The organism is Paenibacillus sp. FSL E2-0178, from assembly GCF_038593005.1.
Lineage (GTDB): Bacteria > Bacillota > Bacilli > Paenibacillales > Paenibacillaceae > Paenibacillus_AQ > Paenibacillus_AQ phytohabitans.
Window position 1 is genome coordinate 481,986 of the sequence record NZ_CP151953.1, and the last position, 15,766, is coordinate 497,751.

Annotated in this window: 11 protein-coding genes; all 11 read right to left on the reverse strand. The window is 54.7% G+C overall.

Annotation, left to right across the window (positions count from 1 at the left end; genetic code table 11):
• Positions 1–69: 69 nt before the first annotated feature.
• Positions 70–228 (reverse strand): hypothetical protein, encoded by a 159-nt coding sequence (locus MHI42_RS01950; RefSeq protein ID WP_342422557.1) that lies wholly within the window; start codon positions 226–228, stop codon positions 70–72.
• A gap of 127 nt (positions 229–355) precedes the next feature.
• On the reverse strand, positions 356–967 hold the full coding sequence (locus MHI42_RS01955) for an SGNH/GDSL hydrolase family protein (protein ID WP_342422558.1): 612 nt from the start codon (positions 965–967) through the stop codon (positions 356–358).
• A gap of 21 nt (positions 968–988) precedes the next feature.
• Positions 989–2,914, reverse strand: coding sequence for an FAD-dependent oxidoreductase (locus MHI42_RS01960; protein ID WP_342422559.1), 1,926 nt, complete (start codon positions 2,912–2,914; stop codon positions 989–991).
• 26 nt (positions 2,915–2,940) lie between these two features.
• Positions 2,941–4,266 (reverse strand): carbohydrate ABC transporter permease, encoded by a 1,326-nt coding sequence (locus MHI42_RS01965; RefSeq protein ID WP_342422560.1) that lies wholly within the window; start codon positions 4,264–4,266, stop codon positions 2,941–2,943.
• A gap of 5 nt (positions 4,267–4,271) precedes the next feature.
• Positions 4,272–5,183, reverse strand: a complete 912-nt coding sequence (locus MHI42_RS01970) for a sugar ABC transporter permease (protein WP_042137398.1) — start codon at positions 5,181–5,183, stop codon at positions 4,272–4,274.
• A 77-nt stretch (positions 5,184–5,260) separates the two neighbouring features.
• The gene (locus MHI42_RS01975) at positions 5,261–6,685 is read right to left on the reverse strand and encodes an extracellular solute-binding protein (RefSeq protein ID WP_342422561.1); all 1,425 of its coding nucleotides are present in this window, start codon (positions 6,683–6,685) and stop codon (positions 5,261–5,263) included.
• 101 nt (positions 6,686–6,786) lie between these two features.
• Entirely contained in the window at positions 6,787–8,634 is a 1,848-nt protein-coding gene (locus tag MHI42_RS01980; RefSeq protein WP_342422562.1) for an FAD-dependent oxidoreductase, read from the reverse strand.
• A complete protein-coding gene (locus MHI42_RS01985) occupies positions 8,612–9,472 on the reverse strand; it encodes a hypothetical protein (protein WP_342422563.1) in 861 nt (286 codons plus the stop codon). Before MHI42_RS01985 ends, MHI42_RS01980 begins: the two co-directional genes overlap by 23 nt.
• A 36-nt stretch (positions 9,473–9,508) precedes the next feature.
• Positions 9,509–11,137 (reverse strand): response regulator, encoded by a 1,629-nt coding sequence (locus MHI42_RS01990; protein WP_342422564.1) that lies wholly within the window; start codon positions 11,135–11,137, stop codon positions 9,509–9,511.
• Positions 11,138–11,141: 4 nt separating this feature from the next.
• On the reverse strand, positions 11,142–12,950 hold the full coding sequence (locus MHI42_RS01995; protein ID WP_342422565.1) for a sensor histidine kinase: 1,809 nt from the start codon (positions 12,948–12,950) through the stop codon (positions 11,142–11,144).
• 13 nt (positions 12,951–12,963) lie between these two features.
• Entirely contained in the window at positions 12,964–15,720 is a 2,757-nt protein-coding gene (locus tag MHI42_RS02000) for an alpha-mannosidase (RefSeq protein WP_342422566.1), read from the reverse strand.
• Positions 15,721–15,766 lie beyond the last annotated feature (46 nt).

The window sequence follows — 15,766 nt, forward strand, 5'->3', positions numbered from 1 at the left end:
TCTCGGATCTGGATCAACGTGTGCACTTGAGCGGGCGCTGCGCGAACAGGAATTTCTCGGTTCCTCGGTTCATCCGCTTTCTGTGGCAGAGATCCAGATACTTTTTATTAAATCCTGCACATAATACAACATTCCCCTCCTCAAATCGGCCCAAATCCAAAATTGTTGTACAAATTGCAGCTTTTCACCGTATTCAAGCGGCTCAGCAGGATTATTATTGTATTTCATACAACAATCCTCCCAATCAGTTGACTATCCATGGATCAGAGTTGTAAAACGTACAACATTGTTGTCTACAGTGTAAGAAAATCATTGTTCATCCGGTGCTGGGTGAATTGGAATTTAAAGAGGCCGTTCAAATCCGCTCCAGAAAAGGGATGGCCAGCTCAGCAATCCGCTGAAAGCCTGCCTCGTTCGGATGAAGGCCGTCAAGGGTGAAATAATCCAGAGTTAACCGGGTAATCCCGCTTTCAGCATACAAGTCCAGTACTGGCACCGCATAATAGGCTCCGATCCTGCGGACCGCTTCAGCGTATTCCGGCAGACGGAAGCCTGCACCGTTAATGAAGGCAGTATCCCATCCGTCCTTATCCCGCTGAAGCGGAGTCCACAGATTCAGACGGGCATCCGGCCTGCGGGTTATCAGGTCCTCAATCAAGGTGGCGTAGGCACCGTAAAAGGTATGAATGTCCCGCCCTTCCATACTTCCCAGCGGCTTATCGAGCCTGAAATCGTTGGTTCCGGCCAAAATAGTAACACAGTCAGGGATCTCAGTTAAGGAACGGCCCGCATGTACTGTCGCCCCGTAGTCACGGTCTCCGCCCGCTGCCATAGGACAACCGCTGACTGCGAGGTTGACCATTGTTCCGAAACCAACTTCTGCACACACCAGCGGCTGATAACCACCCGCCGCGCTGATGCTGTCGCCAAGCGTGCCCCAGCTTTTGCCTGCCCATCGGCCAGACACTCTCAAAAACACACCCCCTCACTACATTTGCTGAACCTCACGGATAAGCTCATACAGCTTGGACACAAACATGCCTCTGGTCACACTGGATTCGCGGCCAAGCTCTATAAGCGGGTCCTCCCGGGCGGAGAGGCCAAGCCCTCTTAATGCAACCTGTACCCAATTCGCCGTCATCGCCCCGGTTAGCAGCGGCCGTTCATGCCAGTACTCCCGCGGTCCGGCTTCCTCCAGGGGCAGCCTTGGCCCCATATCTGTACCCACCGGAATTAGATTGTCTGTCGCCGGAAGTACAGGCAGGCTGCGGCATCCGGGTAAGCTGCGTGCCCATGCAATCAGTCTGGAGGCTTCGGATAACGGCATTGGATCGTCTAATCCGGCAGCATAAGCAGTGAAGAACCCCTTTGTTCCCAAGTATTCCGCGGCCTGCCTTGCGGGATGATCCCAGGCAACATCTTCGAAGTAAGTAATCCGCTGCTCCCGATCAAGCAAGCTGATCTGCAGTGCATCGACAGGCACAAGACGCACATCTGTGTTCCTAGTGATGGCAAGGTCTGCGGCTATGCCGGCCGCCAAGCCGAGCTGCATCCAGCATGGCTCCATCCGGAGGGTGCCGAAGCCCATATGACTGGCGGACACGGCGACCGGTACCAGCAATCCGTCAATAACTTGCGGAACTATAACACCATAGGGAATCTGATAGATTTCAGACAGCCAGTTGAGGCCGAGGAAGCCCTCAAGCGCTTTGTTTTGACCTTCGGGCTCCCGTTTCTTCACGGCATGAGAATCAATGGGGTAATCCCCGATCGCGATGCTGTCGTATTGAATCGGCGCACGTTCTAGACCGGGAGCGAGTCGTGCATCATTTTCTGTAAACGTGTACTCTCCCTGTATCCTTCTGGCTTCACGCACATATAGCTGCGGCGGGAAATAATCGTAAGCGGTAAATTCATCCGCCGCATACCCCCAGCTTAATGCTTCTTTGCGAAAGTCCTCCGGCAGCTCCTCATCGTGCTGAATAAACCACAGCAGCCCCTGAATATACTCCTTCTGGCGTTTCGCGAATAGCTCCCTTGTCCTGCGGTCCCCATCGGCATAAGCCGTATTCTCCTCCGGAAGATCCGTCGAGCACATGCAGTAATGGTGGTTATTGCTGTCTGTTTTGCCGTTCGGCACGGCCAGCATATTAAGCACTTCGCCAATAGACTTGACCCGTTGCTCCGCCACATCGTTTGCCAGCAGGGCATATTCGTCACGGTTATACCCCTGCGGTCTGGTACAAGCAATGAAATTATCCCGGTTCCGGGTTAGGCACAGCCGGTAATTATACGCTTGTATCCGGTCGTCCCCTTCGCCGGTGCTGCCGCGATACACTTCCTTCGATTCATCGAAGTTCATATAGAGCCTGCCGGCATACTCCTCGTTCCACTCTTCCCGGGATTCGCGTCCCAGCCGGTAAGGAACACCTGCCATCGCCGCCAGATCCCCCTCGTAAGTCCCGTCCACGAATACCTTGCCGACCAATTCCTGTTCGCCAGCATGCGTCTGTACCCGAATCGCCAGCAGTTGAGTGCCTTCTACCCGGACACCCTTCAGCTCTGCACACAGCTGAATGTGAAGCAGCGTTTCCTTGCGTGTCATCTCCTGCAGAATATGCTGAGCGACGGACGGTTCGAAGAATAATCCGTTATTGCAATCCTGGACCTGCGCGGATTCTTCGCCGTACCGGTCACGATAATAAGCATGTACGCGGCCGGCAAATTCACGGAATACGGCGCCGGAGGCTTCAAGAGAGAGAATATCGGTTCTGCCTAGTCCGCTGGTCAGCATTCCGCCCAGATGATCTGTCGGTTCCAGAAGCAAGGTCCGCCGGCCCTGCCTCGCCGCTCCGAGCGCTGCACCGATTCCGCCGGGTGTTGCTCCGTATATGACAACCTCATAGCTTTCCATTTATCCTCTGCTCCTTCAAATGGTTATTAGCCCTTAATTCCTGTGAAATTAATCCCTTTCTCCACGAAACGCTGTGTGGATATGAACAAGATCAGCAGCGGAATCAGCGAGAGGACGCCGCTCGCACTGATCAGGTTCGGCCGGACGATGGTATTGCGGTTGGTCGTCTGCTGCATATCGTTCATCGCGACCGGGAAGGTCCAATGCTCCGGCGATTTCGTTACGATGTAGGGCCACATGAATTCATTCCATACAGGCACGAAGGTCATGACCGCCACGATGGTGAATACAGGGATCGACATGGGAACGACAATCTTCAAGAAGGTTCTGAGTTCACCAGCACCGTCAATCCGGGCCGCCTGAAGCAATTCCTTGGGCAGCTGATCGAAGAAGCCTTTGAACAGGAAGATTACGAAGCCCCAGGCGAAATGCGGCAGGATGATGGCCCACAGGGAGTCACTTAGATGCAGGTTCTTGATGAGAATATATTGCGGGATCAGGATCGATACCCCGGGAATCATAATTGTCGCCAGGAAGAACATCAACAGGAAGAATCTCAGGCGGCTGCTGCGGATGAGCTGGGACAAGGCATAACTGCCGATACCCGCGAAGACCAGCTGCCAGATGATGACGGTGAACGTGACCATTCCGCTGTTGATGAAGTAACGGTAGAACCCGAGATCCCCGGCTTTCCCAAGCGCTATATGCTGCAGGCTGGCGAAGCTGTCGAACAGCCTTAGCTTATTGCGGGAATGCCCGACACTCGTTATTTTCCCGGCTAACACGTCATGGGACACGAAGAAGTCGCGGTAGAGCTTCGCCACCTCATGGTCAGAGGAGGGTGCCGTAGCCTTGGCCGGCTTAGAGGCCGGGCCGTACCATTCGAAATCACTCAGTTTCCGCTCTGCGATGGTGGGCAGCTTAAGCTTCATCACCTGATCGTTGACGACGCGGGTAGGCACAATCGACATCTGGCCCACATAGAATTGCGCCGAAGTGGCCTTGGCCCGGAACAGCTGCTGGCCGTCCCTCGTCCCGTTCACGATAATCTCACCGATATTGTTGCGGATTAAGGATGCCCAGGGGAACCAGATCGCCTCCATTGCTTCTTTCTTATAGAAGGTCTCATCCCCGCTGTCTGCGCCCGTGAAATCTAATGTAACAGTAATCGTGTGAGGCACGTCCGGAATGAATTTGGGCGTAACCGATTGAATCGACTCGTTGTCCATGATGGAAGTAAGGCACAGCCATACGAGTGGCAGCGTACCGAACAAGAGAAACAATATCGTCACAGCATAGGAGGTGAACTTTAGTCCCTTCTCACCTCGCTCAGAGATGCGGTTAGATTTCATAAGGATCAGTTCTCCTCCTTCTGCAGCTTGAATTGAATGACCGTCAGCAAGGCAATGACCAGAAACATGAAGAATGACAGGGCAGCCGACATCCCGAAGTTCGATTGTTCGAAGGCAGAACGCTGAATGAGCAAGGAAACGACCAGTGAAGCATCTGCAGGTCCTCCCTTCGTCAGAATGAAGATATTATCGAATGCAAGCAGCGCCCCGGACATGAACGAGATGAACTGGATCAGGATTACGAAGCGGATATTAGGCAGCACCAGAGACCGGATTCGGCGCCAGGGGCCGCAACCGTCGATTTTGGCCGATTCGAATAATTCTGCAGGGATCGATTTGATCGCAGCATAGTAGAGCAGCACTCCGATTCCGCCGCTGGCGAAAAACCCCGGCAGGACAATAGCGAACTTAGTCATGTTAATATCGTTGAGCCAGCCGTAGGGACCAAGGCCGATCTTGCCGAGCAAGTAATTGAACAGCCCGCTGTCGGGGTTGTACATCCACTTCCACAGCAACGCGCCTGCCACGACTGGCAGAATGCTCGGAATCTGATACAGCACCCGGTACACTCCGTTCGCCTTGCGGATCTCGCTCAGGAAGATGGCTTGAACGATCGGCACCCAGAAGGTTAACGCGACGGACAGGAGGAAGATGATAAAAGTGTTCTTGAGCGCAAGCCAGAACGTTGATGTCTGCAGAAAGACGAAGTAATTCTCTAACCCGACGAACCTGCCGGGCGGATTCACGATATCGTAGTTAAATAGACTGATTTGCACGGCCGAGAAGATCAGATAATACTTAAACACGATGAAGACGATAATGGATGGCAGTAGAAACAAGACCGGCGTCCACCGGATACGGAAACGGGTCCGCGGGGCGGGAAGGGCCTTCAGGGGAGGACTGGATTCGAGCTTCATCTTTTCACCGCCTGCACAAGAATAGATGCCGGGATCTCCTTGCCGGAAACCCCGGGCAGCTTAACAGTAATCTGTGTTTACTTGCCGGATTGACTCAGGATATCTGCGTTATATTTATCGATAACTTCCTTCTGCGCCAATTGTTCCGCCGCCTTGAGCTCCGTCAAAGGATCAGCATTCTGATCGAGCAGCACCTTCTGAATCGGCTTCACCACATAGGGGCTCAGACTCGATTTCAAATAATATTCCAATTGCTGCGTTTCGGCCGCCTTACGGATGGCACTTAAGAAATCAGCGGGCATGCCTTCAACATAATTCGATGTGTCTACGTCTTTGACGACGGTAAACGGATTGACTCCCAGCCCGTTGTCTTTATTGAACTGCAGCCGGGTCTCGAAGGCTTCCTTGGAGGACATGAACATAATGTAATCAAAAGCCGCCTGCCGCTTCTCCGGGGTTGCCGACGGGCTGATCGCCCAGAAGCTGCCGCCCACCTGTGATGGGCCTACACCCGCAGGACCGACCGGGTAAGGCATGAAGCCGATTACACTCGGGTCCATACCCTGGCCGACGAAGGTGTTATAGGCATCGGATGCTCCGAGGATCATCGCCGACTTCCCGCTGTAGAAGTCCTTGTTATTCTCTTCAAAAGACTGGAGAACATTGCTCTGAACGACTTTATGCGTCCATTTCAAATCCTTGTAATACTGCAAGGCTGTGACGGTAGCCTCAGAAGTGAAGTTAAGCTTGACCGTTCCGTCCGGCTGAAGCTCCGTCAAATCTCCTCCGGCTTGCCAGACGTAATACTCGAAGTGCCAGTCGCCCCAGTCCATGCCGAGAATATCGAAACCGATAGTGCCCGGATTCTTCTCTTGTACGGTCTTGGCCGTAGCAGCGAATTCATCCCATGTGGCAGGAAGGCTCGTTATTCCGGCAGTTTCGAACAGCTTCTTGTTGTAATAGACGCCCGTCGAATACATTGAGAGAGGTACGCCATAGATTTTGCCGTCCCGTGTAGCCATGTTGAAGGCGCCGTCGATAAAGCGGTCCTTATCAGGGGAAGCGTTGATCAAATCGGTAATATCCGCTACAATGCCCGCTTGAACGTATTCCTGCATCTTGGGGAACGACGGCCGGAACACGTCAGGCTGCTCTCCGCCCGCAACCGCTGCCAGGAATTTCTCGGGCGTTTGCGTCTCATCCTCGTGTGTGACCTTGATATTCGGATAAGCAGCATCGAACTTTGCCTGCAGTTCTTCGGCGACTGCTTTCGTTGCGGCATCCGGCGCCGGCTTATCCCAAACGGTAATCTCGACGATAGCTGCTTCCTTGGAAGGCTCTGCTGTATTCTCCGCCGCAGGCGTATTGCCCGCCGGCGTTGCCGCCGATTCTGCTGCCGGATCGTTCCCGTTGCCGGAACCGCACGCCGTCAGCAGGCCGAAGGCGAGCGACATGGTTAACAGCGCAGCCCGCTTGTGTGTAGACCCTTTATAACGCTTCATTTCATAATCCCCCCGTGAAGTGTGATTGCTGTACCCCTTCATCATAAAGGGTTGCAACCGCTTACTAAATAGAAATAATTAACCGGCTAAACATGAATATTTCACCTCCAGGACAGCGGTCCGATGTCCCAGCGGAGGATTGTTTGTTCTATGCACAACCGGATTTTAGGGAGCATGTCGTACAGAATGTGAGGCGCACCGGGCAGGGCGACCTCAAATCCGAGGTCCTTCCTGTGCAGCAGCTTACAATAAGCTTCGGCCGTTGGACTCCGCGTATCCGAGTGGCGGTCCCCGATTCTGGCCAAGGCAGCCACGGCGAACGAGACGTATTGGAAGTGTACTTCGGCAGGCGTCTCCGACGCTTCACTTGCATCCGGGTCCGGGAAAGCTTCTACAGGTTCTTCCAATAGGGTATACAGCAAATCAGCCGCCTCCTTGTCCGCAAGTAGTCCCAGCAGGAGAATTGCCGAATAGCCCCGCCCATGGCCGCGCTTATGGACGAGGCGGGTCTGTGGTACGAAGGGGTCCTTCACGCGCGCGAGCTTTCTCAGCACAGGTGCGGACGAGGCATCCCCAAGCAATGCAAGTGTGAATGCACTATGCTTACTGAGGTCAGACTCAGGAACCTGTGTCATCCAGGCTCTTAATGCAGCGTGAATAGATCCACCCATTCTAACCGCCGACCAGATTGAAAGCCCCGGATGCGCGCTGGACATGCCTTCCCTGATGCTCTCCGGCGCACCGAGCCAAGCCGGACCCGTATTGTGACCTCTTGCCTGCAAGCAGCCTGTTGCGGTGAGCAGCGCGGATAGCTCCGGATAAGGAACCTCGCGGAGCGGTACTTTCCTGGTTATGGAGAGATAGGCGGCATTGGCGGCAGCCTCCCCTGCTTTTTGCATATCCCGTTTCATCCGTACACAGGTGGCCAAGTCATGATCGACGGCCAGACATCTGCCCGCGACGAGCAGCCCCTCCATTCCTCTGGGAATGAACGCGCCGAGCGGGACCGGAACGGAGAGTTTGTGTCCCCACATGCTGCAGGCAACGGTCCATTTCTGCAGCACCTCGCTCTCGAAGGCGGTATCCTTGCTGTGCAGATCAACATGCGCATACGCATAATACAAGGGCTCCGTTGTATGAATGTCATTGAGGACGCATTCGAGTGTCACCTGTGCTTCCCCTTCGATCAGCCGTCCTTCCCTGATTCCGGTCAGTGGTGCAAGGCGGAGCCAGCGGTCCCGCTCAGTATAAGTATCCTTCAGGTGCGTAGAGACGGTTGCGGACGTGAGGATTGCTTGCGACAGAGCTAACGCATCTCCCGGATCGGCATAACCCGAGTCGGTATGCCGGCAGTTAACCTGTCCGTTCTCCAGCTTCAGCCATACGTTCGAGAACGGCTGCAGCTGGCCGTCCATCTTGCGGCCGCAGTACATGCCCGCTCCTGCATGCGCGCACACATGCGCGTCTCCCGTACAATCAATCACGACTTCACAGTCCGCCGTGAATCGGCCTTCCGGGGATATCCATTCGATTCCGCATACGCGCTTGCCCCGTCTAAGGACTCCTGTGATTGTGCTCTCATACCGGAGGTCTGCGCCAAGCTGAATCACTTCCTGCTCCATTACGATCATTTTGGCTTCTCCGTTCAAGCCTTGCGAAGGTGTGAAGCATCCGGCAGCAAGCGTTAACACCTGCTCATCCAGAGGCTCGGATATGCCGCCCCTCGACCCGTAATAATAGCTCCATACAGCCCCGGCCGTTCCTGTACCGCCCATGCCATGCAGACGCTCTACGCCAAGAACCTTCAGCCCTTGCCTGGCCGCCGTGATCGCCGCAATCGATCCTGCTGTTCCCAGCCCTGCTACGATGACATCATAGCGTCCCGCATAAGCTCCCCCGAAGGACGAATGGTTGACCACGCCACCGCTATACCTTTCTGCGTGCTCCATCTGCTGCTCCCTCCCATCTCTTTTGGTGAACATAGCCTTGATCGATAGCTTCAACCGGGTGCCCATACCCTTTTGACGGGAGCCAGAACCAGCCGTCCATGACGAGCTGCAAGCCTCGCTGCACTTCACAATCGAAGACGGAGGCGATGGCGGCAATTGTCCAGGGGAGAAGTACGCTTGGACGGGTATGCCAATAGCTTAATAGACCGTTTCTTGCAGCAGGCCAATCGTCGTCTGCTGCAAGCGTCCATTTGACGATATGCTCTGCGCTGAAACGGCCTTGAACGAACTCCACCCCGGGATCGCTGGCAGCAGGCAGGCCCTGATCTGCAATTCCTGTGTGAATATACGCATTAAGGCTGCGCCCGGACGGACGGATCTCTGCCGGACGGGATACCCGGCATGTAGTCGTATCTATAATGCGGTCGGCCGTTACCGTACGTAGACCTGATGCATTGAATAGATCAACCTCGAAGCCTGCGGGGAGCTGCCGGATCTCAATAATCTCTGTCAGGAGCAGCACCTGAACCCGGGCATCCAGCAGTCTCCGGCACAGAACAGGATGAAGGCCCGGCAGGTGCACCGGCTCTAAGGCAGCCCCGGTCAAATTGCGCTGACGGAGCTCCAGCACGAACGAGCGTCCGAATGAGGACAGCGGAATCGGCCCATCGTTCCGTCCAGGGTTGAAGCTCTCGATATACTCTTGCCCTACTGCTGCCGACCGCTCGACGACCAGAGTCGACTCCGGTGCCGCTAACGCTGCTCCGATTCCGCTGCAAGTCGCTCCGCAGATTAGTGTCTTATAGTGTGCTTGCCATGTATGTTCCGTGATCTTCATCGAACCCTTGTCCCCCCTTGTCAACGCTCATCGGCCTTACTCTGAAGCAGCCGACATGTTCAAGCGGTACTGCACCGGAGTCGTACCTGTCGACTTCCGGAACACGCTGCTGAAATAAGCCGCATCGGGAAAGCCAACCAGAACGGCAATTTCCTGGATCTGCAGCTCCGTCTTCTTCAAGAGCTGTCCGGCCTTGCGGATTCGTTCTTCAGTCATGTAGCTGATGAAGCTGCTTTTAAACCGTTCTTTGAACCGTCTGGAGAAATAATTCGGGTGGATATAGAAGCGGTCAGCAATGACCTGGAGACTGATCGGCTCATGCAGATTATTGTCTATATAGAGCTTGATTTCATCCATAAGATCGGGATTCGAGGAATGCCGCATCCTGTTTAAGTGATCCATCATATTATGGGTCATAGCGGCAAGCTTGACCTCAATCTCCGTCCAGCTCTCCACCCCGTGAAGCCAGCTCAGGAGATCGCCGACCTCACCGATGATCCATTCCGGGATACTTGTCTTAAGCAGCAGATATTTGCGGTAGAGAAGATGGAGATCAATGCAGAAGCTCTCCAGCTGATTGAAGCTGGAAGCTTCGTACTCCACGAGAGCTTCGATACGGGGGCCGAGCCACTTGATTAAGGCTGCGGCATTGCCATCGTTCAAAAGGCGGAATACGAACCGCTCATCCTCTTCCGCAAGAACCGAGCTCCCGTTACCCTGACCGCCGGCTGCCGGTGTCAAGCCGTATACTTTATTCCGTCCGTGGATAATCCGGTCCCGCAGCGCTTGCTTGGCTTGCTGATAGGACTGATGGATCTGGCGGATATTCCGCACCGGCAGGCCGAAGCCGATGGTCACCTCAAGCTTAAGATAGCGGTGAATCCCCGTCATCCCCCCTTCAAGCTCATGCTTTATAGAGGTGAGGCCGATGGAATTGCCGTCTCCAAGGAGGTAGACAAGCTCTTTGTCATAGATGGAATGGCGGAATAACATCCCTTCCCGCTCCCTGGATTCAATCAGCTGGGAGATGACATTGGAGATTGCAAATCTAAGCAGAGCTTCGTCTCCCTGGAGGAAAGAGCTATAGGGCAAGTCGGGCCGTGTGACTTCGAACAGGACGATTACGAACTCGCGGCAAGAAGTGTTCATGGAAGCCAGCTCCCTGTCCTGCTCGAAGGCAAAGCCCTCGTCTCCCTGCTGGATCAGCTGGGTCAACAGCCGCTCACGCGAAGTCTCCTCGCTTCTTTGCTGAAGCAGCTGGAGCTCATCGCCGAGCGTGGAATGCCGTCGGTCCTGCTCGATCTTCGCCATGATCCGGATCAGGCAGCCCCGAAGCTCTTCGGGTTCGACCGGCTTCAGCAGATAGTCGGCAACTCCGTATTGGATGCCTCTTTTGGCGAACTCGAATTCTTCATAGCCGCTGACCAGGATAAATTGCAGTTTATCGTCGACCTCCTTGGCCTCGCGGATGAAATCCAGCCCGTTCATCTCCGGCATCCGGATATCCGTAATGACGATGTCCGGCCGGAGCTCAGCCAGACGCTGCAAGCCTTCAATTCCATTTGCGGCTTCGCCAATCTCCCCGATCGGCAGCCCCATCCGTTCGATGATCCGGATCAGGCCTTGCCGTAAGATAGGCTCATCTTCAATCAGGAGCAGTTTCATCCCACTACTCCTCCTCTCCCAGTTTTCTTAGATGAATAACGGCTTCAGTGCCTTGCTCCGGCTCACTGGTAATGGTAAGACCATATTCATTTCCATACAGCAGCTTGATCCGGTTCTGCACGTTCATCAGTCCGATGGAGGATGGCGGCAGCTCGTCACGCCGCTGCTGGATATCCTGACTCAGCAGCATGTTGAGCTCCGCCAGTCTTGACGCTGCAATCGGCGGGCCGTTGTTCCATACAGAGAGATAGATTTCCTGATCGGACCGTCTCCAGCCCCGGATTCGCAGCTCGCACTGCGCAGACATTCTGTCGAAGACATGCACGAAGCAATTCTCCACCAAGGGCTGTATCAGCAGCTTCGGAATGGAGAAGCCGTATATTGAATCCTCCACTTCGATCGTATATTTGAACCGGTTCCCGTACCGCTGCTGCTGAATATAGAGGTACAATTCGATCTGACGCAGCTCAAGCTGTATCGTTGACGTCCGGGCAGCACTTATGTTGTAACGGAACATCTTTGCCAGTGACCTGCTGATCAGGCTAATACGGTCGTCATCATGCAGGGTGGCAAGGCTATCGATTATGCCTAGTGTATTGTAGAGAAAGTGAGGATTGATCTGCGATTGCAGCGCCTTGATTTCCGCTTCTTTACGGACTAAGTCTGCCTCGTACACTTTCCGGATCAGCGACTTGATCTCCTCAGTCATGTGGTTAAAACGGTGAATAATGTAACCGGTTTCATCTTTGGTGCGGATAGGCAGAATAATATCGTAATCGCCCTTCTCAACGGCCAGAATGCCTTTCTTCAGCTCTTTGAGTGGTGTAAGAATTCGTGAGGACAGCAGAATAGCCACCAGCATGGCTCCCAATAAGCAGGCAATTCCGATCAAGATCGTATCCCGCGCCAATCCGTTCACCTCTTTGAGCAGGGTACGGACATTAACGATGCCCACCAGTACCCATGACGTATTCGCCAAAGGCTGGGAAACGTACAGCACTTCCGAATCGTTACGGCGCTCCAGCGGTTTACCGGGCAGTGAGGAATCAGCAGAGATCCGGACCGTCTCTTCCCTTGCATCCACCAGCAGAAAGTCCACGCCTTCCGTCTCACCAAGTCCTGAGAGCCATTGCTTCAGATACTCATAAGACAGCTGGACCATCAGGACACCGATTATAGGGAACTTGGATAGCGTGCTGATATTCTTGACTGCCTGTACGAAAGTCAGCGTGCTAACCTCCTGCCCTGTACGCCGGTCAAAAGCTATCGAGGGGACCCAGACGCCTCTGCCGTTATTCGCCACCGCGATCTCCTTCAAATCTTCGAAATCGACTACATCCGTGTTATTGAGATTGCCTTTGATCAAGCGATTGCCCTCAAGCTGTGTAACCACGATGAATTCGACTGCGGAATGATCGGTCACGAATTGACTGAAGTTGCCGGAGAATTCACTATAAGCCAGCGGATCGGAGCCTAACGTCTGCACGAAGCTTTGGAATCTCGGGTCAGAGAAGTAATTCCATGCGGTACTCTTGATATTGGCCATCTGCGTCTCCAGGTTGGCGGCTGATTGCGAACTGAAGAGCTCCATATTCTGGATCTCGCGCTGCTTGATATCGGAGGACGTATGATCGTAGGTATATAAGCCAAGCGTTGATACCGTAATCGTGATGATCGCGAATAAGGCGAGCAGCATTTTACGGAAAAGGGAGCGTGAAAAATAGCCGAATACAGCCATAATCCCCTTTGTGACCGAATGGATTAACGAGAGTATGGCCATCGCCCCCAGATCATAATTTTTTCCATAATTCATTATAATCCGATTATTACGCTAAAGGGAGTCCTTCCTGACCGGCTCTCTCATAAACCGCCGTCACAATTTCGGCAGGCCGGACCGGCAACCGAACCCGTCCATCCTGCCCTGGGGTCAGCCTATGCAGACGTTCCTCCATAATGTTGCTTTTGTTCCATACGCCCCCGCCTCCCGGAGGTGCATCCAGCAATAAGACCGCTGGCTGCATAGACGCATTGAACCAGCGGACGGCGAGATCGCCGGTTTCTTCCGAAACCTTGACCGAGGTTAGTAACAATCCGTCTCCCTCCCATTGCAGCCAAGAATGGGTAGGGGGAAGTTCTCCGGATTTCAACCCGGTTGGAATTACCGTAAAGGGAACCGACTGGCGATAGGCTTCCGCCGCCGCTTCAGTCCGGAACGGCTTACCCGAATACGGAATGAGGCTGAGCTGGGCCGTATGCGTTCCCAGGCACTGTGCCTCCGGCGTGCGGAACACGCCCCAGTCCCCTAATTCGCCCACGGCCCGAAGCAGCGTGACGGCAAGCGTGTTACGGCCGTCCTGCAGCACTTCATACTCGTGCAGCCCGAGGCCAGCCGCCATCAGACCGGCCTCCACGGAATCGATGCCGGAGAATGATTGCTGAGGATGGCAGTAGCTCGGATTGACCCATTCGGGGTCGGGTATATTACTGCGCTCCGCAATCTCGAAGACTGACTCCGCGTAATGGCTGTCCGCCTGAATGCCGGCCGGGAAGCAGATACGCAGCCGGTGATCCTTCGCCTGATTGTCGTAATGGACCGATAGCTTCAAGCTTCTCGCTCCCCGCTCCAGCGTCACCTTCATCCTGAGGATGAGCGGAATCTCACGCTTGCCGCGCTGGGCTTGCCGATCCATGAACGGAACCATCGCATCGATCTCTTCCTGCAGCAGCGAATCCGCTTCTGCCGGAACAGCCCACCGGTGAACGATTTCGAACGCGGCTGCACCGGCCCAATTCTCCACCAGTTCGCAGGAAGACACCGGGCTGCCTTCCGTCGTCAGCGCAGAATGTCCCTGCGGTGCGGTATATACGTATTCATTGCCGATATCGCCCGTATCCTCGAAATAGCCTAGTCCGGGATAGGTTGTCTGCGATGCCTTATCCAGCAAAGTGAACGTTCCGTTATCTGCAATATCCACCCGAATCCATTCATTCTCCATTGATCGCGGACCTGTAACCAGCGAAGACGGCGGGAAAGATGCAGCTGGCAGCGTATCCGTTGCCCAGGCGAATGTCCGGTATCCGAGAGCCGGAATTTGGCCGGCTAAGAAGGTCAAGCGGATGATACGGGCGTAATAAGGCTCGCGGAACCGGTCCTTCGGCAGCTTGTAGCCGAAGCGGACGCCGAGGTCCTCCACCTGCGCTTCAAGGTTCCCGCCCGAATCCGTAATGACGTATCCCGGCCGGAAGGGCAGGCTGCTGAGTCTTTGCTTCAGCTCAGCCGGCTTGCCTTCAGCCAGATACAACCGCTGGGTCTCCAGTTCCACCGTGACGACACCGTGCTTGGGCCAGCCGGACGTGTTGAATACAACGAACGGCAAGGCGTTACCGTATGCTGCGAAGCAAGAGGTATCCACCCTGCCCGCAAGAGACTCCGCGCTGTCCAGGGCGACCGATTCCGCCACCTGAAGACTTTTGTCGAACCGTGTTGCCATCTCCCGGTGAACCTCATCAACACTGCAGCCGCAGATGCTGTCGTGAGGATGATTCTGCATCAGCGTCTTCCACGCATAAGCAAGCAAGTGATGCGGGTAGGCATCCCCCTGCAGGTAAGCGAAGGCTGCGAGCGGCTCTGCAACACGCTCCAGCTCTGATTGGCCCAGGGCATTCTGCCGCTTCAGATGAATCCGGCTTGAAGCCGTGTTGACTAGTGTATACCAGCCGTCACTGCGTAAGCTTCGCAGTTCTCCTTGGATGATGTTAAGCTTCTCCGGTGCCGCAGCCCGGACCTGTTCGATATAGGATTCGAAGTCAGAATGTACGAACCGGGTATCCGGATATAACCGGCGTGCGGCCGCAAGCGCTGCGGACAGATCGGCCTGGACCGGCTGATGGTCGCAGCCGTTCATGAGCAGCAGGTGAGGTGTCGAGGCATACTGCCCTGCCGCTGCTATGCGTTCGTCCCAATAGGCCGTAGCCTCTTCGTTCCGGACCGGTATCTCCATCCCATTGTTGTACCAGTTCGCGAATAAGATACCCAGGACTTTCGTGCCGTCAGGCGACTCCCAGTACATCTCGGAATAAGGCGATTCGTAGCTGCCTGATTGCCGGGTGTAATTATTGAAGCCTGTCGGCTTCACCCCTCTACCGAATACCGCCGCTGTCATGCCCGCTTGCGCGATCAGCTGCGGCGCCTGCCCGATATTCCCGAAGGAATCAGGGAAATAACCGATCCTCGTCCAGCGGCCATAGGGCTTCGCGGCCTGCCAGCCGGCCAGCAGGTTCCGCACGTTGGCTTCCGGACTGGTCAGGAACTCATCCTGCAGGATATACCAGGGGCCGATCAGGATACGGCCCTCTCTTATACGCTGCTCAAGCTCTTCCCTGCGATCAGGGCGCACTTGTAAATAATCGTCCAGGATGATCGTCTGCCCGTCGAGATGGAAGCTGCGGAATTCCGCGTCCCGTTCCAGCACGTCCAGCAATTCATCCATCAAAGCGACCAGTCTCACGTGATGCTTCTCAAACGGCATATACCATTCCCGATCCCAATGTGTATGGGATATGACATGTACAATGTTATTCATTGCGGCACTCCCCTTGTCGTTTCTTCGGTAGACTCAGCGTAATTGT